The 13824-nt window shown below is 71.1% G+C and carries 13 protein-coding genes; 8 read left to right on the top strand and 5 right to left on the bottom strand.

Annotated features, from left to right (window positions below; genetic code table 11):
- Nucleotides 1–44 precede the first annotated feature (44 nt).
- The 3 genes from ACGFIS_RS28620 to ACGFIS_RS28630 all read left to right on the top strand — a co-directional run bounded on the left by ACGFIS_RS28620 (nt 45) and on the right by ACGFIS_RS28630 (nt 2591).
- Complete coding sequence (locus tag ACGFIS_RS28620; RefSeq protein ID WP_392901317.1) at nt 45–1391, top strand: hypothetical protein; 1347 nt, start codon at nt 45–47, stop codon at nt 1389–1391.
- A 79-nt stretch (nt 1392–1470) separates the two neighbouring features.
- Nucleotides 1471–2334 carry a hypothetical protein gene (locus ACGFIS_RS28625; RefSeq protein WP_392901319.1) on the top strand — a complete coding sequence of 288 codons (864 nt, stop codon included), beginning with the start codon at nt 1471–1473 and terminating at the stop codon, nt 2332–2334.
- 5 nt (nt 2335–2339) lie between these two features.
- Entirely contained in the window at nt 2340–2591 is a 252-nt protein-coding gene (locus ACGFIS_RS28630; RefSeq protein WP_392901321.1) for a hypothetical protein, read from the top strand.
- Between the two features lie 27 nt (nt 2592–2618).
- Here the strand turns inward: ACGFIS_RS28630 and ACGFIS_RS28635 are convergent, their stop codons facing one another.
- Together ACGFIS_RS28635 and ACGFIS_RS28640 are read right to left on the bottom strand one after the other, a co-directional pair.
- Nucleotides 2619–3281, bottom strand: coding sequence for a response regulator (locus tag ACGFIS_RS28635; protein ID WP_392901323.1), 663 nt, complete (start codon nt 3279–3281; stop codon nt 2619–2621).
- Entirely contained in the window at nt 3278–4408 is a 1131-nt protein-coding gene (locus tag ACGFIS_RS28640; protein ID WP_392901325.1) for a sensor histidine kinase, read from the bottom strand. Before ACGFIS_RS28640 ends, ACGFIS_RS28635 begins: the two co-directional genes overlap by 4 nt.
- A gap of 219 nt (nt 4409–4627) precedes the next feature.
- Between ACGFIS_RS28640 and ACGFIS_RS28645 the strand changes: the two genes are divergently transcribed.
- The gene (locus ACGFIS_RS28645) at nt 4628–6808 is read left to right on the top strand and encodes an MMPL family transporter (protein WP_392973179.1); all 2181 of its coding nucleotides are present in this window, start codon (nt 4628–4630) and stop codon (nt 6806–6808) included.
- 77 nt (nt 6809–6885) lie between these two features.
- Here the strand turns inward: ACGFIS_RS28645 and ACGFIS_RS28650 are convergent, their stop codons facing one another.
- Both ACGFIS_RS28650 and ACGFIS_RS28655 read right to left on the bottom strand, forming a co-directional pair.
- Nucleotides 6886–7122: a DUF397 domain-containing protein gene (locus ACGFIS_RS28650; protein WP_358454994.1), complete on the bottom strand. Its 237-nt coding sequence runs from the start codon at nt 7120–7122 to the stop codon at nt 6886–6888.
- Between the two features lie 115 nt (nt 7123–7237).
- Nucleotides 7238–8680: a S1 family peptidase gene (locus tag ACGFIS_RS28655; protein WP_392901330.1), complete on the bottom strand. Its 1443-nt coding sequence runs from the start codon at nt 8678–8680 to the stop codon at nt 7238–7240.
- A 215-nt stretch (nt 8681–8895) separates the two neighbouring features.
- On the opposite strand from ACGFIS_RS28655, the gene ACGFIS_RS28660 reads away from it, so the two are divergent.
- A complete protein-coding gene (locus ACGFIS_RS28660; protein ID WP_392901332.1) occupies nt 8896–9480 on the top strand; it encodes an RNA polymerase sigma factor in 585 nt (194 codons plus the stop codon).
- Complete coding sequence (locus ACGFIS_RS28665; RefSeq protein WP_392901334.1) at nt 9477–10463, top strand: CU044_5270 family protein; 987 nt, start codon at nt 9477–9479, stop codon at nt 10461–10463. Before ACGFIS_RS28660 ends, ACGFIS_RS28665 begins: the two co-directional genes overlap by 4 nt.
- A 45-nt stretch (nt 10464–10508) precedes the next feature.
- On the opposite strand, the gene ACGFIS_RS28670 is transcribed toward ACGFIS_RS28665, so the two are convergent.
- Nucleotides 10509–11153: a TetR family transcriptional regulator gene (locus ACGFIS_RS28670; protein WP_392901336.1), complete on the bottom strand. Its 645-nt coding sequence runs from the start codon at nt 11151–11153 to the stop codon at nt 10509–10511.
- Nucleotides 11154–11539: 386 nt separating this feature from the next.
- Between ACGFIS_RS28670 and ACGFIS_RS28675 the strand changes: the two genes are divergently transcribed.
- The gene (locus ACGFIS_RS28675; protein ID WP_392901338.1) at nt 11540–12646 is read left to right on the top strand and encodes an acyl-CoA dehydrogenase family protein; all 1107 of its coding nucleotides are present in this window, start codon (nt 11540–11542) and stop codon (nt 12644–12646) included.
- Entirely contained in the window at nt 12646–13818 is a 1173-nt protein-coding gene (locus tag ACGFIS_RS28680) for an acyl-CoA dehydrogenase family protein (protein ID WP_392901340.1), read from the top strand. Before ACGFIS_RS28675 ends, ACGFIS_RS28680 begins: the two co-directional genes overlap by 1 nt.
- The last annotated feature ends 6 nt before the right edge of the window (nt 13819–13824 follow it).

Below are 13824 nucleotides of genomic sequence, written 5' to 3' on the forward strand. Positions count from 1 at the left end.
ACATGTATCCATTTCTGGGCCCGCCCCCAGGCCGGAGGATCACCATGAAACGACTGCCGACCGTCGCCGTGGCCGCCGTCTTCGCCGCCCCCGCAGTCCTGACACCGACCGCCGCCCACGGGCTCGCCGGTCCCGCGCACTACACCGGCACCCTCCCCGACGGCTCCACCTGGATCGCCGACGTCCCGGCCGACTGGAACGGGACCCTCGTCCTGTTCAGCCACGGATTCGGCCCCCTCGCCCCGGCGAACCGCCCGAGCGAAGCCGCGGGCAAGGCCCTCCTCGACCGCGGCTACGCCCTCGCCGGCTCGTCCTACGACCCGTCGGGCTCCCTCTGGGCACTGGGCAGCGCCGTCCAAGACCAGCTCGCCACCGGCAGGGCCGTCTCAGAGATCATCGGCCGCCCGCGCACCACGCTCGCCCTCGGCCAGTCCATGGGCGGCCTCGTCAGCGCCAAGATCGCCGAAACCCGCGCGGTGGACGGCGTCCTCACCGCCTGCGGCATCGTCGCCGGCGGTGTCGACCTGAACAACTACCAGCTCAACGCGGGCCACACCGTGGCCACGCTCCTGGCCCCTGACCAGCACATCAAGCTGACCGACTACGAGACGCCCGCCGAGGCCGCGGCCGCCGGAGCCCAGCTCACCCAGGCCGTCAGCGATGCCCAGGACACCCCCGCCGGCCGCGCCCGCATCGCCCTGGCCTCCGCGTTCCTCAACCAGTCATCCTGGTTCTCGGGCGACGCCCCGCCACCCCGCCATGATCACGCCGCCCGGGAACGCCAGCAGTACCAGTGGCTCACCTCCGGCGGCGTCCTCAACTTCGTCTTCGGCGGCCGCTACTGGATCAACCTGGCCGCCGGCGGCGACAGCGCTTGGAACAAAGGCCTCGACCACTCGCGCCTGCTCCACGAGTCCGGCAACCAACGCCAGGTGAAGGCCCTCTACCGCACCGCGGGCCTGAACCTGAAAGCAGACCTTTCGCGCCTGACCGCCACCGCCGCCAAGAAGGTCGAACCACGCCCCCTCGCCTGGATGGCCCGCACCTCCCAGCCGACCGGCCGCGTCGACGTTCCGGCTCTGAACATCCACACCATCTCCGACCAGCTCGTCCCGGTCGAGCACCAGGCGGAGTACGCCACGTCCGTCCGCCGGGCCGGCCGTACCCACCTGCTGCGCCAGGCCTACGTCCACCGCATCGGCCACTGCAACTTCACGGCGTCCGAGTACGTGGCCTCCCTCCGGGCCCTGGAGAAGCGCGTCAAGACCGGCCACTGGCCGAACACCACCGCCCGCTCCCTGAACAAGGCCGCCGAGTCCCTCTCCCTCGACCCCTCGGCCTTCATCCGCTACCGCCCAAACCGCCTCGTAACCCAACCATCCCATCCATAACTCACTGTGATGGAAGCCACACTTTGAGTCATTGGATAGTCAAGGTATCTAATGGTGATGGCTCGATAACTTCCCGTGCATGGTCACCGCAGTCCACGAAGGACCAATCCAGATCATCCGCGACAACCCGGAGGTCATAGCCCAGATCCTGCGCACCGCGTTCGACGTCGAGGTCGGGGACGACCTGATGATCAGATCGGCGTCCGAAGAGTGCACCCAGATCGCCCCGACCACCTACCGAGCCGACAACGTCGTAGAGATCTGCGAGGGAGGCTCCGGGAAGACGACCCTCGCCGTCGTCGCGGAAATGCAGCAGGCAAAGGACCTGCGGAAGCGCAAGTCCTGGCCCATCTACCTCACCGCGCTCCACCACAGAACCGCCTGCCCGTGCTACCTCATCGTCATCTGCCCCAAGCGCTCGGTCGCCGACTGGGCACGCGAGCCGATCAGGATCGGCCACCCCGGTTTCGTCCTGGAGCCCCTGGTGATCGGCCCGGGCACCAAGCCGCTCGTCACCACGACCGAGCAGGCGGCCCAGATGCCCGAACTGGCCATCATCAGCACGCTGGCCAACGTCAGCAGCCATACCAGGGAGACCCTGGAGATCACCCATGCGGCCCTCGCCACCATCGAGAACGCGGACCACGAAAACGCCGACCTGTACACTGACCTTGTGGTCAGCGCGCTGCCGAGGCTGGCGCGCCGCATCCTGGAGGAACTCGTGTCCACTGGCACCGCCGAATACAAGTTCAAGAGCGACCTCTTCCTCCGCCACCAAGCCCTCGGGGAGGCCGAGTCGGTGCTAAAGGTTCTCGCCGCGCGGGACCTGACTGTTCCGGATGAGGTTCGTGAGCGGATTCGGTCCTGCCGGGATCAGGAGCAGTTGGACGAGTGGCTGGCCCGCGCCATCACGGTCGACACCGCCGACGAGTTGTTCGACTGACCGCGGTGAGCGCCACCGGCTACGAGTTCAAGAGCGACCTCTTCCTCCGCCACCAAGCCATCGGCAAGGCCGAGGGCAAGGCCGAGGGCAAGGCCGAGGGCGAAGCGAAGATGGTGCTCGTCGTGCTTGCGGCCCGCGGGCTGAGTGTGTCCGATGAGGTGCGTGAGCGGATCATGGCCTGCACGGACGAGGAGCAACTCACCGAGTGGGCAACGCGCGCAGTGACGGCGGGGGCCGCCGTTGAGTTGTTCGACTGACGCCGTTCGGGCGTGGTGGCCCCTCGTTCAGGAGTTCCGGGGAGTCACCAGGCCGGATTCGTAGGCGAGGACGACCAGCTGGGCGCGGTCGCGGGCGTGGAGTTTGATCATGGCCCGGTTGATGTGGGTCTTCGCGGTCACGGGGCTGATCACCATGCGGTCGGCGATCTGGCCGTTGGACAGACCCTGTGCGGCCAGGGCGACGGCCTCGCGTTCGCGGTTGGTCAGTTCCTTCAGTTCTGTGCCGGCTCCCGTGTTGAGCGGCTGCGCGACGTACCGGCTGATCAGCATTCTGGTGATCGACGGTGCGAGCAGGGCGTCACCGCGTGCGGCGACGCGCACGGAGTGGAGGAGGTCCTCTGGCTCGATGTCTTTCACCAGGAATCCGGCGGCTCCGGCGCGCAGGGCGTTGAAGACGTACTCGTCGAAGCCGTAGTTGGTCAAAATGACGACATGGACGCCGGCCAGAGCGGGGTCGGCGGCGATGCGGCGGGTCGTCTCTATGCCGTCCATGACCGGCATCTGGATGTCGATGAGCGCGATGTCGGGGAGGTGCTCCCTGATGAGGGCCAGGCCCTGCTCGCCGTCGGCGGCCTCGGCGACCACCTCGATGTCGTCCTCGGCGTCGAGGAGCGCGCGGAATCCGCCGCGGAGGAGCGGCTGGTCGTCGACCAGCAGGACACGGATCACCGCGGCCCGCCCACGGGGAGTTCGGCCTGGACGCTGAAGCCGCCCTCACTGCGCGGTTCGGCGCGCAGGCGGCCGCCCAGGGCGGTGACCCGCTCACGCATACCGAGCAGCCCGACGCCGGGCACCGGAGCCGTGCCCGGCATGGCCTTGCCGTCGTCGTCGACCCGTATGGCGAGGGTGTCCGGACGGTAGTCGATCCGGATCGACGCCGTGGAGGCGGCGGCGTGGCGCGCGGTGTTGGTGAGCGACTCCTGGACGATCCGGTAGGCGGTCTGGTCCACCGCGGTCGGTACGTCGTGGCGTTGGCCCTCGATCGTCAGGGTGGTGTTGAGGCCCGTCCAGCGAGCCCGCTCCACCAGGTCGGGGACGTGATCGAGGCCATGTGAGGGGGTCTTGTCGTCGTCCCGCAGCGTGTCCAGGGTCGCGCGCAGTTCCCGGGTCGCCTCACGGCCGGCCTCCTGGATCGCCAGCAGGGCCTCCGGCACCTGCTCGCCGCGTTTGCGGGCCAGGTGGACGGCGACTCCGGCCTGCACCTTGATGATCGAGATCTGGTGGGTGAGCGAATCGTGCAGTTCCCGCGCGATGTGCAGCCGCTCCTCGGACGCCCGCAGCCGGGCGGTCTCCTCGCGGGTGCGCTCGGCCTCGTCCGCCCGCCGCTCGGCCTGCCGCAGCGCCTCACCCGCGGCGCCGGCGGCGATCAGCCAGGCCACTTCGAGGGCGCCCCGGGCCTGGGCGAACGCGTCGGAGGCGGGCCCGTCCGCCAGTGACGCCATGGCGGCGAAGGGGAGCGCGGCCAGCAGGGCCACGCTCGCCGCCAGCGTGATGACGCGGTGCCCCGCGCGTACGGCGGCGTACACCGCGAACAGGTACGCGACGGCGGGTACGTCGAAACCGGCCGCCTGGTAGCCCAGCGCGCAGAGCCCGGTGACGGCCAGGACGGGAACGGGGGCCCGGCGGCCCGCGGCCAGCACCATGCCGCTCGTCACCAGCAGGGCGTAGCCGAGTACGTCGAGGTCCGTGCCGGGGTGGTCCGCGGTCAGTGCGGTGACCAGCAGCGTCACCGTCACGCAGACCGCGATCACCCAGCGCCCGGACCTGGCCCAGGCAGCCGAAAGTCCTGTGCTCATACGCGCACCCTAGCCGCGTGCCGACGCGTTGCGACTCCTGCTGGCGGACGAGGAACCGGCTACCGCGACCGCAGTACTTCCGCGGCGCCTGCGCTTTCCGCGGTAACGGAATGCGGCATTGGCGGTAGCGCGAATTGCATGCGTCCGGGGGACGACCGGAATTGTGTTCTGCGGGCAATATCAGGACGCATTGTGAAAGAGAAGAGAGTTGGGGACGAGATGATGTCAACCGAGACTCCGGCCGCGGGGGGAGTCCTGGCGGGTCTGGCCCGGTTCTGCTACCGGCGCCGCCGCCTGGTCCTCCTGACCTGGATCGCCGGCGTGATCGCCGTGGCTTTCGCCGGCTTCGGCTACGGCGCGGCACCCGACAATGACTTCTCCGGCGGGGATTCCGAGTCCGCCAAGACGCAGGAGCTGATCGAGAGGCATTTCCCCGAGCGGCAGGGGGACACGCTGACACTCGCGATCAAAGCGGAAAGGGGGATCGACGATCCGGCCGCCCGGCGGAAGATCGAGAAGGTCATCGCCGATCTGTCCGCCTCACCCGTGACGGGACCGGTGACGTCGCCGTACCAGAACGGGGATCTGGTGACCGACGATCGCCGTATCGCCCGTACGACCATCCCGCTGACCGACGGGGACGCGGAGAAGACCGAGGTCAAGCCCCTGGTCGACACGGTCAAGGACGCCTCCGGTGATGGGGTGACGCTGGGGCTCGGCGGGGAGAAGGCCGAGAAGGCCGAGACGCCCGCGCAGGGGTCGGCGGAGAGCGTGGGCATCCTCGCGGCGGCGGTGATCCTGTTCATCGCCTTCGGGTCGCTGGTGGCGATGGGCCTGCCGATCGTGACCGCGCTGATGTCGATCGTCGGCGGCATCGCACTGATGAAGCTGGTCGGGTACGTGATGCCCGCGCCGGACTTCACCGTGGTCTTCGCCGCGATGATCGGGCTCGGCGTCGGCATCGACTACGCACTGTTCATCGTGACCCGCTACAAGGACCGCCTGCAGGACGGCGACGACCCCGAGGGCGCCACGGTCACGGCCATCACGACCGCGGGCCGCGCGGTGCTGTTCGCCGGCACGACCGTGGTGATCGCGCTGCTCGGCCTGATCGTGATGGGACAGCGGCTGATGACCGGGGTGGCCGTCGCCACGTCGGTGACCGTGCTGGTGACGATGATCGCCGCGCTGACCCTGCTGCCGGCGTTCCTGGGCTTCACCGGCCACAGGATCAACTCGCTGCGGCTGCCGCGCCGCACCTCGCGCCGGCGCGGGGCCGCCGGCGCCCCGTTCCGGGAGCGCCGCACTCCCGCCGAGCGCTGGGCCGGCGTGGTGCAGCGCAGGCCGCTGGTCGCCGCCCTCCTGGCCGGAGCGGTCCTGCTGGTGCTGGCGGCGCCCGCGCTGTCGATGCGGCTGAGCCAGCCGGACGCCAGCGTCCAGCCGCACGACCGGAGCAGCTACACCTCGTACGAGATCATCTCGGAGGGGTTCGGTCCTGGCTACGGCGCACCCCTGATCTTCGCCACCGAGGTCGGCTCCAGGGACGCCGATCTGCGCCCCGTCGTCGAAGCGGTCGGGAGGGCCGAGGGCATCGCCCACGTCACGCCGCCCCAGGTGAGCGAGGACGGGCGGGCCGCCACCTTCATGGCCTTCCCGAAGACCGGATACCAGGACGAGGCGACCGCGGACCTGGTGCACCATCTCCGCGACGACGTGCTGCCCGGGGCGCCCGGCGGCGAAGGGGTGCACCTCGGCGGGCCGAACGCCGGCACCATCGACTTCGCCGAGGACGTCGGCTCGCGCCTGCCCCTGATGATCGCGGTCGTCATCGCGATGGCCATGGTCCTGCTGATCGCCCTGGTCCGGTCCGTCACGATCGCGCTGCAGGCCGCCGTGGTGAACCTGCTGTCGATCGGCGCCGCCTACGGTGTGATCGTCGCGGTCGTGCAGTGGGGATGGTTCGGCCCGGCCCTCGGTTTCCCCGCCGAAATGCCGGTCACGACCTGGGTGCCCATGGTGATGTTCCCGGTCCTGTTCGGCCTGTCGATGGACTACCAGGTCTTCCTGATCTCACGGGTCCGCGAGGAGTACGAGCGCACCGGCGACACCCGGATGGCCGTCACCCGCGGGCTGGCGCGGACCGCCAAGGTCATCACCGCCGCGGCCGCCATCATGATCGCCGTCTTCACGACCTCCCTGCTCGGCCCCGACGTCGCGGTCAAGCAGGGCGGCCTTGGCATGGCCGTCGCCGTGCTCATCGACGCGTCCATCGTCCGGATGGTCCTCGTCCCGGCGGTGATGGAACTGTGCGGCAAGGCCAACTGGTGGATGCCCGGTCGCCGGGCGCCGGTGACGGTGCCGGCTCCACCGGCCGGGGTCGGGGAGGGGGCCAAGGTCTGACCCCGAGGTCTGACGGACCGCCGAAGCGGCCGGGACGTCGAGCGCCCCCGGTGGTGTGCCGGGGGCGCTCGCGTGCGTCAGGGGGCCTCGGTGGGGTCCTCTTCCAGAAGGTCGTCGAACTCGCCGTCCTTGACGCCGGCGATGAAGGCGTCCCACTCGGCCTCGGTGAAGTAGAGGATCGGCCCCGCGGGGTTCTTGGCGTCGCGCATGACGACGGCCCTCTCACCGAAGTCCTTGTGCTGGACGGGAACGTCCTTGCCATCAATGAACTCGATGATGACCCCGTCGCTGAGGATCGGTTCCTGCTCCGTCACTGGCCCACCTTCTTCGTCCTGGCTCTGTCGGGCTCAAGGCTAGTGCGTGAGAGGACGGTGACAGGCCGGAACCGGATCCCCGGCCGCCCATGAGGGAGGGCGGCCGGGGGCGGGGTCACGGAGCGTCGAAGCCGAGTGTGTACTGGCCCGAGCCGCTGTAGGCGTGGACCCGGTACCGGTAGTAGCCCGCGGTGCCGTTGTAGGAGATGTTCTCGTCGGGAGTGGGGCTGATGGACTGCGCCACCGTCTGCCAGGACGAGCCGGACCACTTCTGGAGGTACAGGTCGAAGTCGGTGCCGTCGGGGCCGTCGAGGCATGCGGAGTGGGTTCCGGAGGAGGTGCTGCGGTAGTAGCTGCCGTCCGGCTGGTAGGCGCTGCCGCCGGAGCTCAGCGAGCCCGTCGCGCTGTCCTCGTGGCCGTCGCAGGTGCCGGGGTCGCCCGGTCCGGGGTCGCCGGGCCCGCCGCCCGAGGTGACGAGTTCGCGGCCCTGCTGGGCGAGGATCTGCAGGACCTCGCCGACCGGCTGGAAGTACATCTGGTCTCCGCCGCCCTGGCCGTCGTCGCAGGTGCCCGAGCCGCCGGACGTGATGCCCTGCGCCTGCCCCTCCGGGGTGAACAGCGCGCCGCCGGAGTCGCCGGGGTCGGCGCAGATGTCGGTGCGGATCAGCCCGGTGACGGTTCCCTCCGCGTAGCGGACGGTCGCGCCGCGCTGGAGGATCTGGCCGCACCAGATCCGGGTGTTGGTGGTGGAACCCGAACGGCAGACCTCGGAGCCGACCGGTGCCTCCACGGCGCCGTGGATCGTCTGGTAGGAGCCGTCCCACTTGTTGACGGTGGGCGTCGGCGTCCACTGGCTGTTGGTGTTGACCCACGCGTAGTCGTTGCCGGGGAACGAGGAGCCGCCGAACGATCCCTGCGCGACCCGGTTGGCGCCGCTGGTCGTCTCGCCCTGGTCGCCGCAGTGGCCGGCGGTGACGTAGCCCCCGTCGACCGAGAACGCCACCGAGCAGCCCGCCGAGGGCGTCCAGTACCGTTCGCCGCCGACGATGTCGTAGAGCGGACGCGGCGTGGCCGTCGAGTGGACGTACCGCACGGCCCCGGCGTCGACGCCGCCGGCCTTGGCGAACCGCTTCACGGCGGCTTTGGACGACGCCTGGACGACGACGCGGTTGGTCTCCGGGTCGATGTACCAGGCGGTCACCGCCTTGGGGGCCGACCGGGCGTGCCGGTTCAGCTTCGTCTGGACCGAGTGGAGGTCGCGGGCGTCGTACTTCACCACCTTGGGCACCGCGCCGGCCGCCTTGATCGTGGCGGTGGACGCGGCGTCGGTGGTCGCGACGACGACCTTGGAGCCGTGCTCGACCCAGGCGCCGCCGAACGCCGCGCCGAGCGAGATCTGCAGTTGCTTCTGGATGCCGGCGGCGCGGTCGGCGGGTGCGGCGGTGACCTGCGGCCGGTCGGTGACGGTGGGGCTGGTGTGCGCGTGCGCCGGGGTCGCCAGCGACGCGGTCAGGCCGGAAACGGCCATGACGCCCAACACCAGATTTCTGCGGGCCATGTGGGCGCTCCTGGGGGGTGGGGGTGAGGGATGGTCGCCCCGATGCCCGGAATGCTGGACCGCTTGAACGCCGAGGACAACGAATCGCCCCCGACTGACTTTTCACAGTTGATTGCGTTTCGCCCGAACGCCGCGAACGCCTGGCGGGCGTTCGGCGAACCAGGAGTGACCCACCAACGCTCAGGAAGGCACGACATGACCCGAGAAAGACCGGCATGGTCGCGGTGACCACCGGCGACGCCGAGATCCTGCGGCGGTCCCGGCACGAGCCGGAGTGCTTCGCCGCGCTCTTCGACCGCCATTACGGCGCCATCCACGGTTACGCGGCGCGGCGGCTCGGGCGGGGCCCCGCCGACGACGTGGCCGCCGAGACGTTCCTCATCGCGTTCGACCGGCGCGACCGCTACGACCTGACGCGGGACGACGCGCGGCCGTGGCTGTACGGGATCGCGTCCAACCTCATCTCCCGGCATCACCGCGCGGAGGTGCGCCAGTACCGGGCGCTGGCGCGGGCCGGCGCGTCCGAGGCCGCCGAGGGCCACGACGAGCGGGTCGCCGGGCAGGTCGACGCGCAGGCGGCGCGGGGGCCGCTGGCGGCGGCGCTCGGCGGGCTGCCGCGCGGCGACCGGGACGTCCTGCTGCTCGTCGCCTGGGCTCAGCTCGGTGTGCGGGAGGCGGGCGAGGCGCTCGGGATCCCGGCGGGAACGGCGCGCTCCCGGCTGCACCGGGCCCGGACGAGGATCCGCGCCGTACTGGGCGAGACCGACCCCACGACCTTTGGAGAGGACATCGACCGATGAACGACCTGGAAATTCTGCGTGATGCCTGGACCGAGCCCGAGGCGCCCGCGGAGGCGTCCCGCGCCGCCGCCCGGACGGCCCTGCTCGAACGCGCGTCCGGTGGCGGGAGGCGGCGCTTCCGGCCGTCGCGGTTCGGTGTCCGGCTCGTGGCCGTGGGCGTGCTGGCCGCCGCCGTGGCGGTCGGTGTGACCGTCGTCCAGACCGCGGGCGGCACCGACCGGGACGGCAACCCGCGCCCCGTGGTGCCGGGGATCCCGGCGGGCCCGGTGGCCAACGCGTCCGAGGCGCTCGAACGGGCGGCACGCGCGGCGGAGACGCGCGCGTTCACGCCGCCCCGGCCCGACCAGTGGATCTACGTCGAGTCCCGGGTGCGGAGAGGACGCGAGCCGAACGGCCCCGTCTCCACGGACCCCGGCAAGGACGTCGTGACGCGGAACTGGCAGCGTGCCGACGGCACGAAGTCGGCGACGATCGAGGACGGGAGGCTGCGGTTCACCGGGATGCTGCCGACGACGCCGCCGTCCGACTACGCCTCGCTGGCCGCGCTGCCGGCCGACCCGGACGCGCTGCTGAAGTGGATCTACAAGCAGACGGGCGGCCTCGGTGCGGCGAAGGAGGGGCGGTACTCGACCGCGTACTCGATGTTCGGCGCGATCCTGCGGAACAACGTCCTGCCGCCCAGGACCGAGGCGGCGGTGTTCCGGGCGATCAAGCAGATTCCCGGCGTGACGCTCGCCGAGGGCCGGGTGGACGCGGCGGGACGCCTGGCCCTGGGGCTCGGACGTGTCACCGACGGCTACCTGCACCAGGAGCTGCTGCTCGACGCGGAGACCTACGGGTACCTGGGTGAACGGTCCGTTGTGATCAAGGACCACAGGACCCGTCACGTCGACGGGACCATGTCGGTGGAGAAGGGCGACCTGATGAACCTGACCGTCCGCCTCAAGGCGGGCATCGTGGACGAGGCGGGGCAGCGGCTCTGACCTCCCGGAGGGCGGACGGGCGATCGGGTCGCCCGTCCGCCGCCGTCAGGAGTCGATGAGCAGGCGGGCGGCGGAGATCTCCAGCCGGGCCTGGATCTCCTCCGCGGTCGCGTTGCCGCGCAGCATCTCGATCATCTCCATGGTCCAGATGCCGGCCAGTGCCCGCGCCACCAGGCGGCGCGGATCGTCGTCGGTGATGTCCTGCGGCGGGCCGGACGCGGCGAGCAGCAGCAGCCCGGTCATCCGGTCGCCGAAGTCGGTCTTGACGTCGGACAGCAGCAGGGAGCGGATCAGCGCCTCCGCCAGCTCCGGTTCGCGCATCAGGCCGCGGGTGGCGCGCATCAGCACCTCCACCGCGCGCTGCGGTGCGTCGCCGGCGCGGGGAGGGCGGCGCTCGATGCTGCGTTCGAGGAGGTCGAGTTCCTCGCTGACGACGGCGACGACCAGGTCCATCTTGGACGGGAAGTAGCGGTACAGGGTGCCGAGGGCGACCCCGGCGCGCTCGGAGACGGTGCGCATCTGCATCGCCTCGATGCCGCCGCGCGACGCCAGTGCCGCGGCCGCCTGCACGATACGCTTGCGCCGCTGGTGCTGGCTGCGGGAGCGCACGCTCTGCCCCGGCCGGCCGGCCGCCTGTTCCGCGGGCTGACCCGGGGTCTCGCCCCCGGTCACTGTCGGCTCTGCGGTCACGGTCGATCCCTTCTGTGCGGGCGCGGTCGCCCGACGTGTCCCACCAAGGATACAGCTCTCACGAGAACGTGTTATCTGATCGTCGGCGGGCGGGTGGCCCGCCGGGTCCCGTCATCCGGTCGATGAACCCTGGCATGCTAGGCGAATCTGCCCGCGAACGAGGGCGATCATGCCTCTGGACACAGACTAGAATCTGTTCTACTTTTTCGCCGTGGGGCGGGTCCTCGGAGGTGACGGGATGAGCGTCGCGGCACTGCTGGAAGCGCGGGCGGACGACGGCCGTCCCGGACCTCGCCTACCGCCGGATGACCGCGGAGGACGCGGCCGGCACCCGGGCGGAGTTCGAGCGGCGCGGCCGGCTGCACCTTCTGGAAGGGAGCGGATGAGTGGACTTCAACCTGGACGAGACCCAGCAGGAGCTCAACGGCCTCGCGGCGGGCCTGCTCGCGCGTGAGGCGACGCAGGAGCGGCTGGAGGCCTTCGAGAAGAGCGGTGCGTCCTACGACGCGGTGACCTGGAAGGCCCTCGCGCAGGCGGGGCTGCTCGGGGTCGTCGTGCCGGAGGACGCCGGCGGCGCGGGCCTCGGGCAGGTCGAGCTGGCGGTCATCCTGCGGCAGGCCGGCCTGACGGTCGCGCCCGTCCCCGTGTACGCGTCGCTCGCGCTGGCGGCCGTTCCGATCGGGCGGCACGGCACCGCCGGTCAGTGTGCCCTCCTGGGCCCGCTGACCGAGGGCGAGACGGTCCTGACCGGCGCGTACCGCGAGGTCGGCCCGCCGGGCGAGGTCTCCACGACGGCGCGCCGGGACGGTGACGGCTTCGTCCTCGACGGGGTGAAGACGTTCGTCCCGTACGCGCGGGAGGCGGCCCGCATCCTCGTCCCGGCCCGCGTCGAGGGCGCGGGCGTCGGGGTCTTCCTCGTCGAGCCCGCCGCCACGGCGATCACGAGGCAGCCGTCGGCGACGACCGAGCCGCTGTCGCGCGTCGCGCTCGACGGCGTGCGGGTCGGGCCGGACGCCCTGCTCGGCGGAACGGCGGACGGCGCCGCCTGGGACACCCTGCGCCGCTCCGCGGTCGCCGGCGCGGTCGCCGTCTCGTCCGGCGTCATCGAGGGCGCGCTGGAGCTGACCAAGGAGTACGTGAAGACGCGCGAGCAGTTCGAGCGCGCCCTCGCGCAGTTCCAGGCCGTGACGATGCAGATCGGTGACGTCTACATCGCCAAGCGGGCCCTGGACGTGGCCGTCTGGGCCGGCGTGTGGCGCCTCGCGGAGGGCGACGCCGACGCCGACGAGGTCCTCGCCGTCGCCGCGTACAACGCCTGCGACCCCGTCGTGCAGGCCCTGTACACCTGCCAGCACTTGCACGGCGGCATCGGCCTGGACGTCACCTATCCGCTGCACCGCTACTTCGCCTGGGGCAAGCAGTGCGCGCACCTGCTCGGCGGTGCGGAACACCAGCTCGACTCGCTCGGCGCGCTCGTTTCTCAGGAGGCCTGATGTTCATCGATCTGACCGACGAGCAGAAGAGGCTCCGCGCCGAGCTGCGCGAGTACTTCGAGGGCTGCCTGGACGGGCAGCAGCGCGCCGCGATCCTGGAGGACCCGTTCGGGACCGCCTACATGGAGCACTGCCGGCGGCTCGGCCGCGACGGGATGCTCGGCGTCGCGCTGCCGAAGGAGTACGGCGGCCGCGGCTACGGACCCGTCGAGCAGACGATCTTCGCCAACGAGATCGCCCGCGCCGAGGTCACCTACCCGCTCATCACGCTGAACTCCGTCGCGCCGACGATCCTGCAGTACGGGACGGACGCGCAGAAGGAGTTCTTCATCCCGCGCATCCTCGCGGGGGAGTGCCATTTCGCGATCGGCTACAGCGAGCCGGGCGCCGGGACCGACCTCGCCGCCCTGCGCACCACCGCGGTCAGGGACGGCGACCACTACGTCGTGAACGGCCAGAAGATCTTCACGTCGGGGGCGAACACCGCCGACTACGTGTGGCTCGCCGCCCGCACCGACCCGGACGCGAAGAAGCACAAGGGCATCTCGATGCTCATCGTCGACTGCGAGGACCCGGGGTTCTCGTGGACGCCGATCATCACGATGGACGGCCGGCACCACACCAACTCGACGTACTTCCAGGACATCCGCGTCCCGGCGGACATGCTGATCGGCGAGGAGAACAAGGGCTGGGACCTCATCGTCAACCAGCTCAACCACGAGCGGGTCACGCTCGGCCCCGCCGGCAACATCGGCCACACCCATGTCCGGTTCGAGCGCTGGGCCCGCACGACCGCCGGGCGGGACGGCCGGCCGCTCATCGAGGAGCCCGCCGTCCGCCGCGCGGTCGCGCGGATCTACGCCTACCTGCGCGTCAACGAGCTGCTCAACTGGCAGGTCGCCGCAAACCAGGACCTCGGCTGGCTCGGCGCGGCGGACGCGTCCGCCACCAAGATCTACGGCTCGGAGCGGGTCCAGGAGGTCGGCCGGATCGTCGGGGACGTCCTCGCCCGGTACGGCGATCCGGGCGACCCGGTGACCGCGGAGTTCATCGAGGCCACCGACCGCCTCGCCAAGGGCGCGCTCGTGCTGACGTTCGGCGGCGGCGTCAACGAGATCCAGCGCGAGCTGATCGCGATGATCGGCCTCGGCCTGCCCCGCGCGCCCCGCTGAGGCCCG

This window comes from Spirillospora sp. NPDC048824 (assembly GCF_043198455.1).
In the GTDB taxonomy this organism is placed as follows: domain Bacteria; phylum Actinomycetota; class Actinomycetes; order Streptosporangiales; family Streptosporangiaceae; genus Spirillospora.